8 protein-coding genes are annotated in these 15450 nt (G+C 60.1%); 2 read left to right on the top strand and 6 right to left on the bottom strand.

Translation table 11 applies throughout. The features are described 5' to 3' along the window. The first annotated feature begins 280 nt into the window (after nucleotides 1-280). Nucleotides 281-1213, top strand: coding sequence for a 2-dehydro-3-deoxygluconokinase (gene kdgK / locus AC1V0D_RS19370; RefSeq protein ID WP_482907902.1), 933 nt, complete (start codon nucleotides 281-283; stop codon nucleotides 1211-1213). On the opposite strand, the gene msbA is transcribed toward kdgK, so the two are convergent. Next, nucleotides 1185-2948: a lipid A ABC transporter ATP-binding protein/permease MsbA gene (msbA, locus tag AC1V0D_RS19365; protein ID WP_482907901.1), complete on the bottom strand. Its 1764-nt coding sequence runs from the start codon at nucleotides 2946-2948 to the stop codon at nucleotides 1185-1187. The two genes, kdgK and msbA, sit on opposite strands and share 29 nt — an antisense overlap. A gap of 489 nt (nucleotides 2949-3437) precedes the next feature. Here msbA and AC1V0D_RS19360 point away from each other — a divergent pair, with 489 nt between their 5' ends. Continuing rightward, on the top strand, nucleotides 3438-4310 hold the full coding sequence (locus AC1V0D_RS19360; RefSeq protein WP_009088404.1) for an alpha/beta hydrolase: 873 nt from the start codon (nucleotides 3438-3440) through the stop codon (nucleotides 4308-4310). 2 nt (nucleotides 4311-4312) lie between these two features. Here the strand turns inward: AC1V0D_RS19360 and AC1V0D_RS19355 are convergent, their stop codons facing one another. The 5 genes from AC1V0D_RS19355 to bcsB all read right to left on the bottom strand — a co-directional run bounded on the left by AC1V0D_RS19355 (nucleotide 4313) and on the right by bcsB (nucleotide 15443). Next, entirely contained in the window at nucleotides 4313-5806 is a 1494-nt protein-coding gene (locus AC1V0D_RS19355) for a M16 family metallopeptidase (RefSeq protein ID WP_009088402.1), read from the bottom strand. A gap of 246 nt (nucleotides 5807-6052) precedes the next feature. Next, on the bottom strand, nucleotides 6053-7342 hold the full coding sequence (locus tag AC1V0D_RS19350; protein ID WP_009088401.1) for a dicarboxylate/amino acid:cation symporter: 1290 nt from the start codon (nucleotides 7340-7342) through the stop codon (nucleotides 6053-6055). Between the two features lie 225 nt (nucleotides 7343-7567). After that, entirely contained in the window at nucleotides 7568-9574 is a 2007-nt protein-coding gene (gene hmsP / locus AC1V0D_RS19345; protein ID WP_482907900.1) for a biofilm formation regulator HmsP, read from the bottom strand. A gap of 117 nt (nucleotides 9575-9691) precedes the next feature. Next, nucleotides 9692-13159 carry a cellulose synthase complex outer membrane protein BcsC gene (bcsC, locus tag AC1V0D_RS19340; RefSeq protein ID WP_482907899.1) on the bottom strand — a complete coding sequence of 1156 codons (3468 nt, stop codon included), beginning with the start codon at nucleotides 13157-13159 and terminating at the stop codon, nucleotides 9692-9694. Next, complete coding sequence (bcsB, locus tag AC1V0D_RS19335) at nucleotides 13152-15443, bottom strand: cellulose biosynthesis cyclic di-GMP-binding regulatory protein BcsB (protein ID WP_482907898.1); 2292 nt, start codon at nucleotides 15441-15443, stop codon at nucleotides 13152-13154. The genes bcsC and bcsB overlap by 8 nt, the downstream gene beginning before the upstream one ends. Nucleotides 15444-15450 lie beyond the last annotated feature (7 nt).

The raw sequence follows: 15450 nt of genomic DNA, 5'->3' as shown, positions 1-15450 counted from the left end.
GGTATTTTCCTGGTTGATAATATGTCCCCAAAACGGGTGACGCAGCTGCGATTATCGTGAGTGTCTGTGGTAAAGAGATGAACGACCCGGCCACAAAAAGGGAAAGTCTATCAGCTGCGTCGCCCGCATAATCGGTAAAAAAAGCCGAAATTAGCGCCTCTTATCCGCCAGATTAGCCCTCTCCTGCACCTTAAGCTAAATCAAAACAGCGTTTTAAAAGCGTTGACGACTGCCATACCAGACGCGAGACTGAGTACTCTTTCACTACGGGTTGCAAACCATGACGCAGAAGAAAATTGCCATTATCGGCGAATGCATGATTGAGCTGTCGGAAAAGGGTGAGAACATTAAACGGGGTTTTGGCGGCGATACGCTGAACACGGCGGTTTATCTCGCCCGCCAGGTGGATGAGCAGCAGTTACGGGTCGATTACGTCACGGCTCTGGGGACGGATTCGTTCAGCGATCAGATGATAACCGCCTGGCAGCAGGAGAAGGTCAACACCGGCCTGATTCAGCGTCTCGATAATAAAATGCCAGGCCTGTATGTGATTGAAACCGATGCGGAGGGCGAGCGCACCTTCTGGTACTGGCGCAGCGACGCCGCGGCCCGCTACTGGCTCGACAGCCCGCAGTCAGAGGCGATCGCCGACCAGCTGGCGCACTATGACTATCTTTACCTCAGCGGCATCAGTCTGGCGATTCTGCCCGCTGCCAGCCGGGAAAAACTGATGCAGCTTCTGGCCCGCTGCCGGGCAGAGGACGGCAGGGTGATTTTCGATAATAACTATCGCCCGCGTTTATGGGCCGATCGGGCCAGTGCGCAGAGCGCGTATCGCGCCATGCTCAGCTGTACCGATATCGCCTTTCTCACCCTGGATGATGAACATCTGCTGTGGGGCGAGCAGCCGCTGGAGGAGGTTATCGCGCGAACCCGCGAAGCAGGCGCCAGCGAAATTGTGATTAAGCGGGGTGCGGAGGCCTGCCTGGTCGCCACGGGTGATGCGCCGCTGATTGAGGTGCCTGCGGTCCGGCTGGCGAAGGAGAAGGTGGTGGATACGACGGCCGCGGGCGATTCGTTCAGCGCCGGATATCTGGCGCGCCGCCTGACCGGCGCATCGGCTGAAGCCGCCGCACAGCGCGGGCATCTGATCGCCAGCACGGTGATTCAGCATCGTGGCGCGATTATTCCGGCAGAGGCGATGCCTGACTGAACTGCATCTGATAAAGCCGGGCATAAGCGCCGTTCTGCTGCAGCAGCTGCTGATGCGAGCCGCGCTCAACAATCCGGCCCTCTTCGATAAGCAGGATCTCATCGGCTTTCTCAATGGTTGAGAGCCGGTGCGCAATAATCAGCGTGGTGCGGTTCTGCTGCAGCGTCTCCAGCGCAGACTGAATCGCCCGTTCTGAGCCGGTATCGAGGGCCGAGGTCGCTTCGTCGAGGATCAGAACGGGACTGTCGCGCAACAGGGCGCGGGCAATGGCAATGCGCTGGCGCTGTCCACCCGACAGCAGCACCCCATTCTCCCCAATCATCGTATCCAGCCCGTTCTCCATTTTATTGATGAATTCCATGGCATGAGCCATCTGCGCCGCCTGTTCGACCGCGGCGCGGCTGAAGAGATCACGACGGGCATAGGCGATATTGTTGGCGATGGTGTCATTGAACAGATGAACATGCTGAGAGACCAGCGCCATCTGCTCGCGCAGCGAGGCCAGGGTGTAGTCACGCAGATCGTGCCCATCCAGCAAAATTTCGCCGCTGTCGATATCGTAAAAACGCGTGAGCAGGCTGGCGAGGGTCGATTTACCTGAGCCGGAACGGCCTACCAGGGCGACCGTTTTCCCGGCCGGGATATCAATATTGATTGCGTTCAGGGCGGGCGTTTCCGAACCGGGATAGGTGAAGCTGACGTTGCGGAACGCGATATGACCGGCGGCGCGTCCGATAACGCGGGTGCCCTCATCTTTTTCCTGCTCAGTATCCAGAATCGCAAACAGTGTCTGGCAGGCGGCCATGCCGCGCTGGAACTGCGCATTGACGCTGGTCAGGGACTTTAACGGACGCATCAGCATCAGCATGGCGGAAAAGACCGCGCTGAGGGTGCCCGCCGTCAGCGTCGTCATTACCGACGGAAAACTGGCCGCATAGAGCACAAAAGCCAGTGCGAAAGAGGCGATTAACTGGATAAGCGGATCGGACAACGCGGTGGCCGACACCATTTTCATCCCCTGGCGACGCATCCTGTTGCTGACCTGCCCAAACCGCTCTGTCTCCACCCGCTGACCGCCGAACATCAGCACCTCTTTATGCCCTTTCAGCATCTGCTCAGCATGGGAGGTGACCTGCCCCATGGTGTCCTGCATGTTCCTGCTGATGCGGCGAAAGCGCCGGGAGACGAGGCGGATCGCCAGCGACACCACGGGCGCAAGTACCAGCAGGATCAGGGAAAGCTGCCAGCTGTAGTAAAACATCATGACAAACAGGCCAAGGATAGAGGCACCTTCACGCACCACCGTGACCAGCGAGCCGGAAGAGGCGGAGGCGACCTGCTCGCAATCGTAGCTGATGCGGGAGAGCAGCGTGCCGGTTGATTGCTGATCAAAGAACGCCACCGGCATCCCCATCATATGGCTGAAGAGACGACGGCGCAGGCTCATCACCACTTTACCGGAGACCCAGGAGATACAGTAACCGGAGATATAGCCGCTGACGCCGCGGATCAGGATCAGCCCGATAATCACCAGCGGCATCCACAGCAGCATCCCCGCATGCCGCCTGCCCATCACATCGTCCAGCAGGCTTTTCAGCAATGTCAGCATAAACGGGTCTATGGCGGCGTTGACGATGAGGGCTATCCCGGCGACCACCAGGCCCAGCCTGAAGGGTGAAATGGTGGGCCACAGTCGCGTAAACGTCTGTCTGGCAGAGAGTGTGGGTTCAGACATGGCATGCATCTTACCGTTGTGTAGGAACGGATGATGATATGTTAAACCGTATCAACCAACCGGAAACTGCCCTGTCGCCATGAATCATAAACAGTCTCAAATGAGACTGGTACTTCTCCCCTGCCTCCAGGCCCGGATCACGCGGGGATAAAATCATTATCGCCTCTTAAGCGCCCGCAGTGTGATATCCGGTAAATTTCGGCTAATAAAGCGGGCCATGCCACTCATTTCCCTTACGCTGAAAAATTGTGGTTAATCGCACAGGCGACCCGGCCACCCCCTTCAATCAGACTTATAATTTATTGAATAAAATTAGCCAGTTATAACCACCCGGGCGCCACCAGGCATAGTCCGAATCTGCCCGATTCGGCCCTTTTCGGATGGACGTTCGCCGTAAAAAAGACCATCTTTTAATCAACAACAGCAGGACGCTGTGCTCTCCGGCCGTGAACAAAACAACTAAAATATTCTCCGCATCAGGACCTATTTATGCACACAGAAATCATTAATATCTGGCCACACGGTGATGCGCCAGGTGCCAGCGATTCGCGGGCACAGCCGCAGATCGTCGATATGGCAAAAGAGTATGAGCCTTACGATCGCGCCGCCACCGGTGTACGTTGCCCGGAGATGGCGATCTGGCATCCGGTCGAATCCAACGGGATCACCCTGCTGGTCGCGCCAGGCGGAGGTTATCAGCGTGTGATGATCGACCGTGAAGGCAGCGCCCTGGCGACCTTCTTCACCTCAATGGGCTATACCCTGGCGGTCATGACCTACCGCCTGCCCTATGATGGTCATCATGAAGGCCCCGATGCGCCGCTGGCCGATGCACAGCGCGCCGTGCGTGTGCTGCGTGAACGGGCGCAGCGCGGCCTGAATGGAAAGTACATTGTGATGATGGGCTTTTCGGCGGGTGGCCACGTCGCGGCCAGCCTGGGCACACGCTTCGCGGAAAAACTCTATCCGGTGCAGGATGGCGCAGAAAACTTCTCACCTCGCCCGGATGCGATGATCCTGGTCTATCCGCTGATCAGCATGCGTGATGGCATTGCCCATGAAGGCGCCCGAACCCGCCTGCTGGGTGCCTGGCCCGATCAGAAAACGATTGAGGCCTACTCCCTGGAAACCCGGGTTCACCCACTGGTGCCGCCAACGCTGTTGATCCACGCCGCCGACGACGAAGCCGTTTCGGTGAATCACAGCATGGCGTTTTTCAGTGCGTTGCGGGAGCATAAGGTCCCGGCAGAGGTGCATTTCTATCAAAAAGGCGGGCACGGATTCGGTATCCGCGGTGTGGCAGATTTGCCCCTCGCCAGCTGGCCGATGTTAGTGACCGAGTGGCTCAGGGCAAAGACCTGATCTTAAGCCGCAGGCGGCACGTCTTTGACGTTGCTGTCCGGCGGCGTGGCTTCATTGCTGGCCGCCGGTGCCGCTGACGGTGCCATCACTTTGTCCCAGCTGTTTTGCAGGCTTTTCACGTTGGTTTCCGCTTCGCCTTCCGGCTGGATCAGAACCATCATCAGTTCCTGGGTCAGCTGCTGGCGCAGCTCCTGGTTTAACTGCTCGCGGGTCAGACCCGCCAGGAAGGCCTGCCGCAGCTTCTGATACTGCTCAGGCGCAATATCGACCACGGCGTTCTGCTGGGAGCGCAGCCGCTGGCTCATCAGCACATCGGTGTCGGTGCGGGCATAGGTGGTGAACAGCTTATTCAGCTCCAGCAGCTTCTGCGCCATCAGCGCATCAAACTCCTCCTGCGGTAAGCCTTTATCGCGCACGTTAGCCAGCTCGCGAGCCACCAGATTCATATTCTGCGCCAGACTGTCGTTGCGTCCATCCAGATTGATCGAGCACTGCGCACGCTGATAGAGCACGCGGCAGTCAAATCCCACCTGTATGCCCTGCGCTTTGCTGTCACTGAGCGCGCGCTGAACGTGCCAGAACAGCGCTTCACGGGCCAGATCGCCCTGCCAGTAACGCTGCAGATTCTGCGAGTCACGAATCGGCTGCCACGGCGTATCCCACACCAGTGAGAGGCGATCCTGCGTCATGTTGCTGCTGACCAGATTCACCGGCTCGTGCGGCAGCGGGGAGAGGGTGGGCAGTGGCGCAGGTGTTTCGCGTTTGCCGGTCAGTGCCGAGAAGGTTTTGTTGATCTGCTCAGAGAGGTTGCGGCTGTCGACATTGCCGACCACGTAGAGCGTCATCGCATCCGGGGTGTACCACTGATGATAAAAGTCGTTGAGCTGGGTTAAATCAACCGGGGCGCGTGGCTGCGCCGCAGGATCGTGCGCCAGCAGCGCCGAGCCTTTCAGGCGGTAGCGCCACCAGACATCCTGCGTATCTTTCGGCCAGGTGGCGACCGGATCGGAGGCCGTCAGCGCGGTGCTCACCACCTGTTCGGTAATCGCCATATTGCCCGCCGTGGCCGCCAGCCAGTTCAGCGCTTCTTTCAGCAGCTCAGGGCGGTTGTTCGGCAGGCTCAGATTATATTGGGTGGAATCATAAGAGGCGATGACGGGCGGCAGGGGGCGCTGAGGATCCATCGCCTGCTGCCATAGCGCGCGCTGCTGCTGGGTGTCGAGCGCGGTGTTGTGCACCATGGCCAGACGCGACAGCAGATGGCTGAAGCCGGTCTGTTGCGCACTCTCCACCAGTGAGCCGGTGTTGACCACCAGCCGCAGTTCGATGCGGTCACTGGGGCGTTGCGGTGTGGCCAGTAACTGCCAGTTAAATCCGTTATCCAGCTTGCCTTCCTGCCAGGCCGGATCCGGTTGCAGCGTTTCTGCCTGGAGACCATAGCTGCTTGCTGCCAGCACTAATCCACCAACCAAAAGCCGAATTCTGGTGCCCTGCATGTGAACCCCTACTCAAATAATTCAAATATCGTTATCACTGGCGCGACGTGCCGCTGTTATTAACGAATCGGCTGGCGCCGAATCGCGCTGTTATCCAACAACAACGTGTTTGACCACAGGAAGTTCAGGATGTCGCGCAACGAAGTGAAAAACGTCAAAAAAAACAAGTGGGGTTTATTATGCAAATGCCCGCTGTCAGGGCAAGCGACAGCGGGCATTTGAGGGGATTTAAGTGAAATTCAATGATTAAACTGAAGATTCGGACGCTTTGTTCTCTTTATTCCGGCCGGCGAGCGTGTCATTGAGCTGTTTGTGATCCAGCTGGTCTACCCATTTCGCCACCACCACGGTCGCCACACCGTTTCCGATCAGGTTAGTCAGCGCACGCGCTTCGGACATAAAGCGGTCGATACCCAGAATCAGCGCCAGACCCGCCACCGGCAGATGGCCGACCGCCGAGAGCGTCGCCGCCAGCACGATGAATCCACTGCCGGTCACCCCTGCCGCGCCCTTCGAGGAGAGCAGCAGTACCACCAGCAGCGTGATCTGATGGAAAATATCCATGTGGGCATTGGTCGCCTGGGCGATAAACACCGCCGCCATGGTCAGATAAATCGAGGTGCCGTCGAGGTTAAAGGAGTAACCGGTGGGGATCACCAGCCCGACCACAGACTTCTTACAGCCCAGCTTCTCCATCTTATCCAGCATGCGCGGCAGCGCTGACTCGGACGAGGAGGTGCCCAGCACAATCAGCAACTCCTCTTTGATATAGGCGATGAACTTAAAGATGCTGAATCCGGCAAACAGACGCGCAATCAGCCCCAGCACAATCACCACAAACAGCACACAGGTGATATAGAAGCAGACGATCAGCTGGCCGAGCTGCACCAGTGACCCCACGCCATATTTACCGATCGTGAACGCCATCGCGCCGAAGGCCCCTATCGGTGCCAGACGCATGATCATGTTGATGATGCCGAAAATGACTTTCGAGAAGCTCTCAATCACGTTGAAGATCAGCGTGCCGGTGTTACCCAGACGATGCAGGGCAAAACCAAACAGAATGGCAAACAGCAGCACCTGCAGGATGTTGCCGCTGGCAAAGGCGCCAATCACGCTGTTAGGGATGACATCCAGCAGGAAGGCGACGATGCCCTGCTGTTCCGCCTGCTGCGCATAGACCGCCACCGCTTTGGCATCCAGGGTGGCGGGATCAACGTTCATTCCTGCGCCTGGCTGCACCACGTTAACCACGATCAGACCAATGATCAGCGCGATGGTACTGACAATTTCAAAATAGAGCAGCGCGACAGCGCCGGTGCGCCCGACGGCTTTCATGCTTTCCATACCGGCGATGCCGGTCACCACGGTACAGAAGATGACCGGGGCGATAATCATCTTGATTAACTTAACAAAGCCATCGCCCAGCGGCTTCATCTGGGTCCCCAGCTCCGGGTAAAAATGGCCTAACAAAACGCCGATGCCAATCGCCATCAGCACCTGGAAATAAAGGCTTTTAAAAAGTGAGGTTTTCATAAACAGGTGTCCACTAACGCCGTGAGGTGATGTTGTCGGATTCGTTATTGTGACTGGCGGGCAACAGAGGTGGCGCCTGACAGTAACCCGAAAATAACACTGTGTTTACGTGATTAATACAGGGCGACAAACCCCCAGGAAATGTCAGGATCGTAATTCTGAACTGAAACGCTTCAGCAAGGGGTTTTGTAACTAAAATTCTCGCAAAATCAATGAATCAGGCAATTATTGCGGCAGTGAGGAGTTTTCTATCCAGGCCTGATTGAATCGGGTCAGAGGCAGCGCTTCCGCGTAGAGGTAGCCCTGCCCGATATGAATGCCGCGCGCCAGTAGCCAGTCACGCTGCTCCGCGGTTTCCACGCCCTCGGCAATCACCTCAAGGTGGATAATCTCGGCGATCGCCGCCACGATGCAGACCATGGTGTCGTCATCCGGCAGCGCCGCCACAAAGCTGCGATCCATCTTCAGCTTGTTGACCGGCAACGCTTTCAGCTGATGCAGATAGTTGAGATTGGAGTAGCCCATGCCGAAATCATCCAGCGCCACCGCCACCCCGGCCTGCTGCAACAGTCGCAGCATCGCTATCGCCTGTTCTGCATCATCCAGATGCGCTGTTTCGGTCACTTCCAGCACAAAAGTGCCAGGGGCGATGCGGTGACGGGTCAGCAGAGACTGCAGATGGGAGACCACGCCCGTATCGCGCAACTGTACCGCAGAAATATTCACGCTCAGCGGCAGCATCATGCCCTGCCGCTGCCAGCCAGCCAGAATGCGGCACGCCTCTTCAAACACCCAGCGTCCCACTGCGCTAATCACGCCTATCTCTTCGGCGCTGGCGATAAACTCTTCCGTCAGGCCGTAACTGCCATCCGGCTGGCGCATACGCAGCAGCGCTTCCGCGCCCGCCAGTGCCCCGGTGCGCATATCGACCTGCGGTTGCAGGTAGAGAGCAAACTGCTCATCGTGCAGACCCTGCAGAATGTCATGCTCCTGGGTCAGGCGTTTCTGCGCGCGCTCGGTCAGCGCGGCGTCAAAGAAGAGGATCTGATTTTTGCCCTGATGACGGGCCGACATCATCGCCGAGATCGCCCTGTCCAGCAGTTCACTGGCGCTCAGCGGCTGATCGTCGCGCAGCGCCAGACCGATGCTGACGTTAGGGCGCAGCTGAAGCTGGTGCAGGCTGACCGGCTGATTAAGGCGAATCATCAGATTGCGCGCCAGACGCAGGGCGCGGAACGGATTACTGGCGCGCTTCATCAGCAGGACAAAATCGCTGACGCCGGTCTGCGCCAGCAGGGTGTGGTCATCCAGCGTATGGCGGATCTTCTCCACCAGCGTCAGCATCAGCGTGTCGCGCTGCTCATCGCTGAGTATGCCGTTGGCTTCCTGCAGGGTTTCAATGCGGATCACCATCAGACCCAGCGACCGTTCAGGATTACACATGAACTGTTCGACCAGCGCCAGGAACAGGGTGCGGTTGGGCAGGTCGGTGACCGGGAAGTGGGTGGTCAGCCGGCTCATCTCATCATGAATCGACTCCAGCACCTGCTGATTGCGGTTGTAGCTGCGCACCAGCATGCCGATCTCGTCATCGTGATGACTGTGCGGCAGGGAGAGTTTATGGGTCAGAATCGCCTGCGGCGGCAGCTCCTGCAGCTCGCGCGAGAGATGACGCAGGGGATGGACGACCAGCCGGTTGATGCACCAGCTGATCGCCACGGAGAGGATCAGCGCCAGCAGCAGATAGGTGATGATCATGGTCGAGAGCGTGCTGAGAATAAACTGGTAGACGCGCGTTGAGTTCGCCTGCAGCACCAGATAGGCCAGCGGTTTTGGCATTCTGGTATTTTCTATCGAGTAGAGCGGCAGCGTAATCTGCACCGGCAGCTCAAACAGGCGGGCCACCATACGCGGCACCGGTTTTTCCGTCTCAAAGTCAGCATGCAGCGCCTGAAACGCATTGGGCAGCACCACATCGGCGCGCGACAGAATACCGGCCGGTTTCAGAGAGTGAAGAATGTGTTCGGCCCGGGGGATATCGGCCCGCAACACCGCTTCCGACAGCGGCTGACGAACGGTGTGGGCGATATTCTCCATCTGCTGGGCGTAGTCAATCCTGCGCTGCTGCACAAAATGAAACAGTTGGATGACGATAAAAATACTGATGGTGATAACCGCAACCAGCGAAACCGTCGCCATCTGCTTTATCGTAAGTGACCGGCTTACGCGCAAAAAATTCTCTCCTGACGATGAAAAAAGCCCAGATAGCAGACAGTACAATGCCAGCCAGTATATCCCATAAACTGACTTTTTTACCGTCTGAAAAGTCCGGCTTTTTCCCGGTCAGGATTATTTAAAATCCGCGTAAGGGGTCAGCGGCTGTGGCGGCATATCCAGGTCCCCTTCCCAGCCACCGGCAGCATAGCGCACATAAAGCAGACCATGACTCGGGGTGTAATCCTTCGCCTGCTGGATATCCACACCGGCACCGATAAACCAGTTCGACGTCAGCCGTCGCTCAATCACTGCCTGCAGCGTATAGCCGGTACCGCCGCCGGAACTGCTGGCAGAAGAGGGGTTACTGGCAAGGGTATAGCCCGGATTAACCGGATAGCGCTGCTGGGCATGGGTTTGTGAATGGGACCAGGAGACAGAGCCGCCCAGATCAAACGACCAGTTCTCTGTCCGCTGCCGCCAGGTGACCGGCACGGAAAAAGAGAGATACTGCTGCGGGCTGTAGTAGCCGCCCTGGCCGAAGGTGTAATCGCTGAGATCCTTCTGATAGTGCCAGAGCATGCTGTTCAGCCCGACGGTCGCCCGGCGGTTGTCGCTGTTGATGAGCTTATAGTAATAGCCGCCCATCAGGCGCTCGCGGCTGTTATCGGCGACATTTTTGCCGGTGATCTGATGCACACTGATGTCGCCCCAGACGCCATGCGCGCCGCCCTGATCGTAACTCAGCCCGATGCTGCCGCCGGTGGCCACCACGCCGCCCCAGCTTTTGCCGCCGCTGGCTGCGGGATCGCGCGTCCCGGCATAGGAGAGCAGCGAACTGGCGATCGGCCTGCGTGAGGCCGTCAGTGTGACGCCGAGCTGTTTCACATCGGTTTTCCAGCTCAGGCCGCCGGTCCAGTTCGTGACTTCAAAACCCAGCGGCGTGGTTCCGAGGTCAGCGGACCAGGTCGCGTTATGCCAGCCCGCGGCCAGCGCTGTCCCGCTATCGCGCTGGCGGTTGTCACGATTACAGCCGCCAGAATTGGCATCGTCGCAGCTGCCAAACAGGGCGTCGATGCTGCCGTTCCGGGTGGCAAAGGTGCCTGCGGAGACATCGACCCGATCAAGACGGAAAAAGCCCCGGCCATCGGCAAACGGATGTTCCGCCTGCAGCATGGTGGTGTGCGCCGTAAAATCGGAGATGCCGCCGGTGCCGCTGTTGCGTGAATAGTCCTGCTGCACCGTGAGCGTGGTCTGCTGCTGACGGTAGAGATCGGCCGTGTCGCTGCGCAGGCTGCGCTTCAGCCAGTCATCCTGGGGATCGTTGCGGGTTGCGCGGCTGATATTGCCACTGCTCCCGATGCCGCTGGCCGTCATCGCCTGACGATAGTCTGCCAGTGCCTGTTCAGGCTGCTGCTGCGCCCCTTCCAGCCGTGCCGCATCACGATAGACCAGCGCTTTATCCTGCGAAGGGGGCAGCGAGGCGGCACGCTGTTTCAGATCGGTCAACAGCGCCGCGGCCCGCGTAGTTTCACCGACTGCCTGCCACGCCAGCGCCGCGCGGCGATCCGCATTCAGCGTGCTCTGCTGCGGCGGCAGCGTCTCCAGCGACTGACGGGCTTCGCCGTTGCGCTGCAGCGCCACCAGCGCCTCAATCCGTCCCAGCGCCGCATCGCGGTTGTCCGCCTGACGCGACAGCACCTGCTGATACCCCTGCAGCGCCTGCTGCGCGTCCCCCCGCGCCAGCGCCCAGTCGGCCAGGGTCAGATCGCGGCGGCTGGAATCCGGCTGCTGCCGAAGCAGCGCGATTGCGGCAGGCTCATCGCCCGCCTCGCGCAGGGCATCGGCCTCGGCAAAGCGCTGATCCTGCGTCAGGCGGTCAGCCAGCTGGCGCATATCGCTGCTCCATTGTGCTTCCGGCAGACGATGCAGCGTGGCGCTGGCCTCAGCAGCGTTATCGTTGCCCGAGAACCAGAGGGCGGCGGCGTAGAGCGCGGTGCTATCCTGCGGGTGCTGCTGCGCCACGCCGCGCATCACCGCCTCCGCCTGCTGCGCACGACCGCTGTTACGCAGCGCACCCGCCAGCCGGTAGCTGAGCCAGACGTCATCCGGCGTCAGCGCCAGTGCCTGGCGATAGCGATCGGCGGCCTGGGGCCAGCGCGCCTGCTGCGCCAGTGCATCGGCCTCCGCGCGCAGGCTGTCGCTGCGCAGCGTGCGAATCGTGTCGGCCAGAGCGCGCTGCTGGTCGGCGGGCAGCGTATCGATAAATGCCATCTCGCGGGCGGGCGACACCGTCCGGTAAAGCCCTGCCAGCCGCCGCACCGCGGTGATATTGGTGCCATCCAGTCGGCGCGCTTTTTGCCAGAACCGTTCAGCGCCGGGCGCATCGTTGCGCGCCATCGCCACATCACCCAGACCAATCAGGGCGTAGCTGTCGCTGCTGTCATAGGTTTGCGCCGCGCGGTAGGCCTTTTCAGCCCCGTCGATATCGTGCTGCGCCAGCGCTTTATCACCCTGCTCAATCGCCAGCCAGTAACGACTGGTCTGCAGCAGCGACTGCCATTTGCCAATCAGCGTGCTCTGCTGACCCGCCTGAATCGCGCGCTCCAGCCAGCGAATGGCCACCTCACGATGGCCCGCGCGGGCCTGGATCTGCCCCATTGCGCCCATCAGTTCGGCATTACCGGGATTACTCTTCAGCGCCCGTTCAAGGGCGCGCATGGTGCTGTCAGCGTTACCGGCATCGACCCGCGCCAGCGCCTGCATCCGGTCGCGATAGGCGGGATCGGCCAGCTGGCTCTGCTGCTTCGATAACGTGTCCACACCCTGCTGATGAGGCTCGCCGTCGGTAAATACCGCCAGATAGGCCTTCAGCTGCGCCACGCTGCTGTCGCTGACCGGCTGGTCAGTGATCTGCTGCAGCCAGAGGTCGGCGGCGGCCTCACGCCCGCCGCCGCGCTCCGCCAGCCGCTTCAGCTGTGTAATTGCCTGCTCCGGCTGCTGACGCGCAAAGGCCATGCGGGCGATCTGTAATCCGACCCCGACGTTGCCAGGATAGCGCTGCTCCAGCACCTGAAGCTGTTGCCAGGCCAGATCCTCCTGGCCGGGAAGGCGCGCCACCAGCCGCCAGTACTCCAGGGCAATATTGGGATCGGGGAAGACGCCGTTAAACAGGGCATCGTAGGCGCTTTTCGCCTCCGCCAGTCGTCCTGAGGTGGCAAGCAGCCGCGCCTGCTGCAGTTGCTGCCGTCCGTCAGACGACATCATGCGCAGGCCGGCGGCAGATTCCCGCGCCGCAGCGGAGTCGGGCGCCAGCCGGTTGAGCTGATCCAGCAGGGTCTGTGCGGTGGTAAGATCGCCCTGATGCAGCGCCAGTCGCAGACGCGCCGCCAGCACCTGGGGATTCTCCGGGTCAATCTTCTCCAGCCGGTAGAGCGACTGCTGCACCAGCTCATACTTGTTGGTCGATTCGCCGATGCGCACCTGGGTCAGCAGCCAGTCAACCGGTGAAACCTGCGGACCGGCGACAGGCGCAGCCTGCCCCGGCAGCGCACCCAGCAGGCCGATCAGCACACCTGTCCGCAGCAGAAGCGACTTATTCATCTTCATCATCAAGCAGACGGCGGCGCGAGATAAGACGCATCAGACGCCAGACCAGCATGGCAAACAGCACCACGACACCCACCGAGCAGAGCGCCAGCCAGAAAGGATGGGTAGCCAGCGCGGCCCAGAGCCGCTCCCACCAGGGGAGGTGGCCCACATAGTAGGTCTCGCCGACACGCAGACTGTTCACACCCGACTCACGGACAATTGCCGTAGAGCCTGAGATGGCCGCACGCTTGCCGCTGTCAGCCAGCGCCTCATCGAGCAGCTGCCAGCTGCGCGGACTGCCATCGGCGAGAAGCGCAACCACACTGCGCTGATCGTAGAACGGCGACTGGAAACCAATCACGGTGGCCAGCGGACCCCGGGAGCCGATGGCGGTGGTGCTTTCTGCGCTGCGTTCCGCCTCGCTGAGAGTCTGAGCCGGCAGAGATGCCCGTCGCGCCGGGGTTTTCAGCCAGCTGGCGGTGGCGTCAACCAGCGCGCTGATCCGGCGGTCGTCCTGAAGATCTTTGGGGATGTCGCCGATCAGCAGCAGATCCGCGTCCTGCTTCTGCGCCGTGCGCCAGTCGTCGGTAAGCTGCACGCGCAGCGCCGGATACCCGGTCTGCGCGCCGATATTGCCCACCGCATTCAGCAGGGTAGCGACCTGCTGCGCATCCGGATCCGGCTGAACCAGCACCAGCGTCTGGGAGAGATCGGCGTAGCGGCTGAACGGGAAGCCGGCATTCGCCCAGGTCTGCAGCGACGGCATTTCGATGTAGTGGCGATATCCGGAGAAGTCGATGCTGGAGTTGTCGTCCACCACCACATGATTGCTCACCGGGGTGACGGTTTCGCAGCGTCCGTCCGCCGTGCCGCCCATAAAGGTCGTGGCATAGTCGAAATCGAAACGCAGCTGATTCATTACGCCCAGACGGAGCGCCGGGATTTTCAGCTCATGACTCTTGTCTGTCGTTCCCTGCAGCAGGGGAAGGTGCAGCAGCTGCTGTCCGGCCGTGTTTTTCGGCTGCAGCGGGTAGTCCTGAATGAACTGATTGTTCAGGTTGACCGCCAGCCTGGAGCCGTCCGGCTGGGTGGGCGAGGTGTAACGATAGTTCAGATCCATATCGATACCGCGCGCCCGCACCAGGAAGAGATCGGGTGGCAGATTCAGCGTCAGGCTGATCGGATTAGGCTGCAGACCGTCAGACTGTAACTGATTTTCATATTGCGTCAGCTCGGCAAAGGTCGTGCGGCGATCGGTGCGTACCCAGTTTGGCGCATCATAAGGCTGGCGCGGGGCCAGCAGCGTGACGCGATCAATGGTGGAGGTATCGCCCCGCAGCAGTAACTCGCCCTGCGCAATGCCGTGCACGGCCGTCAGCAGGTCGTCGTCGTTGCGGCCCAGAATCAGCAGCATTTTCTCATAGGGATTGTCAGGCTGACTGACGATCTCTACGGTCGGTTTGCTCACCGGCGGCAGATCTTTCAGGAATGCCGGGCGCGCATCGTTGGTGGCAAACACCACCGCGTGCTGTTGCTGCGGCAGCTGGTTGTAGAGGACCGGGAAGCGCTGGCCGCGCCAGGCGGCTTTGCTGCCAAACCAGGAGGCGAGGATGGCGGCGGCCCGCTGCTGCGCGACATCGGGCTGGGCGGCAAACACCATCGGCAGGGTCAGCGGCCGCGTGTCGCGCGCATCAAAGAAAGGCTCCGGGAAGTGTGACAGGTCGTTTTTCAGCGGCAGCTTTTGCAGCGTCAAATCCAGGCTGCTGGCTTTACCGATGTCGAGCCAGATGGTGCTGTTGGCCGGGTTTTCACAGATGTTGGCGTAGTGACCGACCAGCTCAAAGCGGACGCGGTTAAAATCGGCGATAAACCGGGGGTCCAGCGCCAGCTGCGTCTGATTCTCTTTGCCGATCTGCTCCGGCGTCAGGGTAATCAGGCTCACCAGCTCATCGTTGAGATAGATCTTCAGCTGCGACAGGGTCGGCAGCAGCGCAGGCGATGGCCGATAGCTGAGGTTCAGCATAGCACTCGTGACGACTTCGTCGCTGCGCACCCCAAACTCAATCTGCCCGGTGGTGCGCGTTCCGCGCAGCGTCATGCTGCCTGGCGGTGGTGCCAGCTTAGCAAAACTCAGCTGGCTGTTTCGTAGCGGCGCAGCCGACGGCTGCGGTGCGGCCTGCTGCGCCGTTTCTCCGGCCGCGCTGACCGGTGCATTTTCCTCTGCTGCAGCGCAGCTTAATGTTGCAGAACCCAGCAACAGCGCAGCGACCCACCTGTTTATTCTCGTTGTCGTCATATCATCA

This window comes from Pantoea sp. PA1, from assembly GCF_056856975.1.
The sequence above is the reverse complement of the archived record's forward strand: the minus strand, read 5'-3'. Positions and strand labels throughout refer to the sequence as shown.

Bases quoted from the DNA above. Each gene is read 5' to 3' on its own strand.
- kdgK (WP_482907902.1), top strand. From the start codon at position 281: ATGACGCAGAAGAAAATTGCCATTATCGGCGAATGCATGATTGAGCTG.
- msbA (WP_482907901.1), bottom strand. From the start codon at position 2,948: ATGTCTGAACCCACACTCTCTGCCAGACAGACGTTTACGCGACTGTGG.
- AC1V0D_RS19360 (WP_009088404.1), top strand. From the start codon at position 3,438: ATGCACACAGAAATCATTAATATCTGGCCACACGGTGATGCGCCAGGT.
- AC1V0D_RS19355 (WP_009088402.1), bottom strand. From the start codon at position 5,806: ATGCAGGGCACCAGAATTCGGCTTTTGGTTGGTGGATTAGTGCTGGCA.
- AC1V0D_RS19350 (WP_009088401.1), bottom strand. From the start codon at position 7,342: ATGAAAACCTCACTTTTTAAAAGCCTTTATTTCCAGGTGCTGATGGCG.
- bcsC (WP_482907899.1), bottom strand. From the start codon at position 13,159: ATGAATAAGTCGCTTCTGCTGCGGACAGGTGTGCTGATCGGCCTGCTG.
- bcsB (WP_482907898.1), bottom strand. From the start codon at position 15,443: ATGACGACAACGAGAATAAACAGGTGGGTCGCTGCGCTGTTGCTGGGT.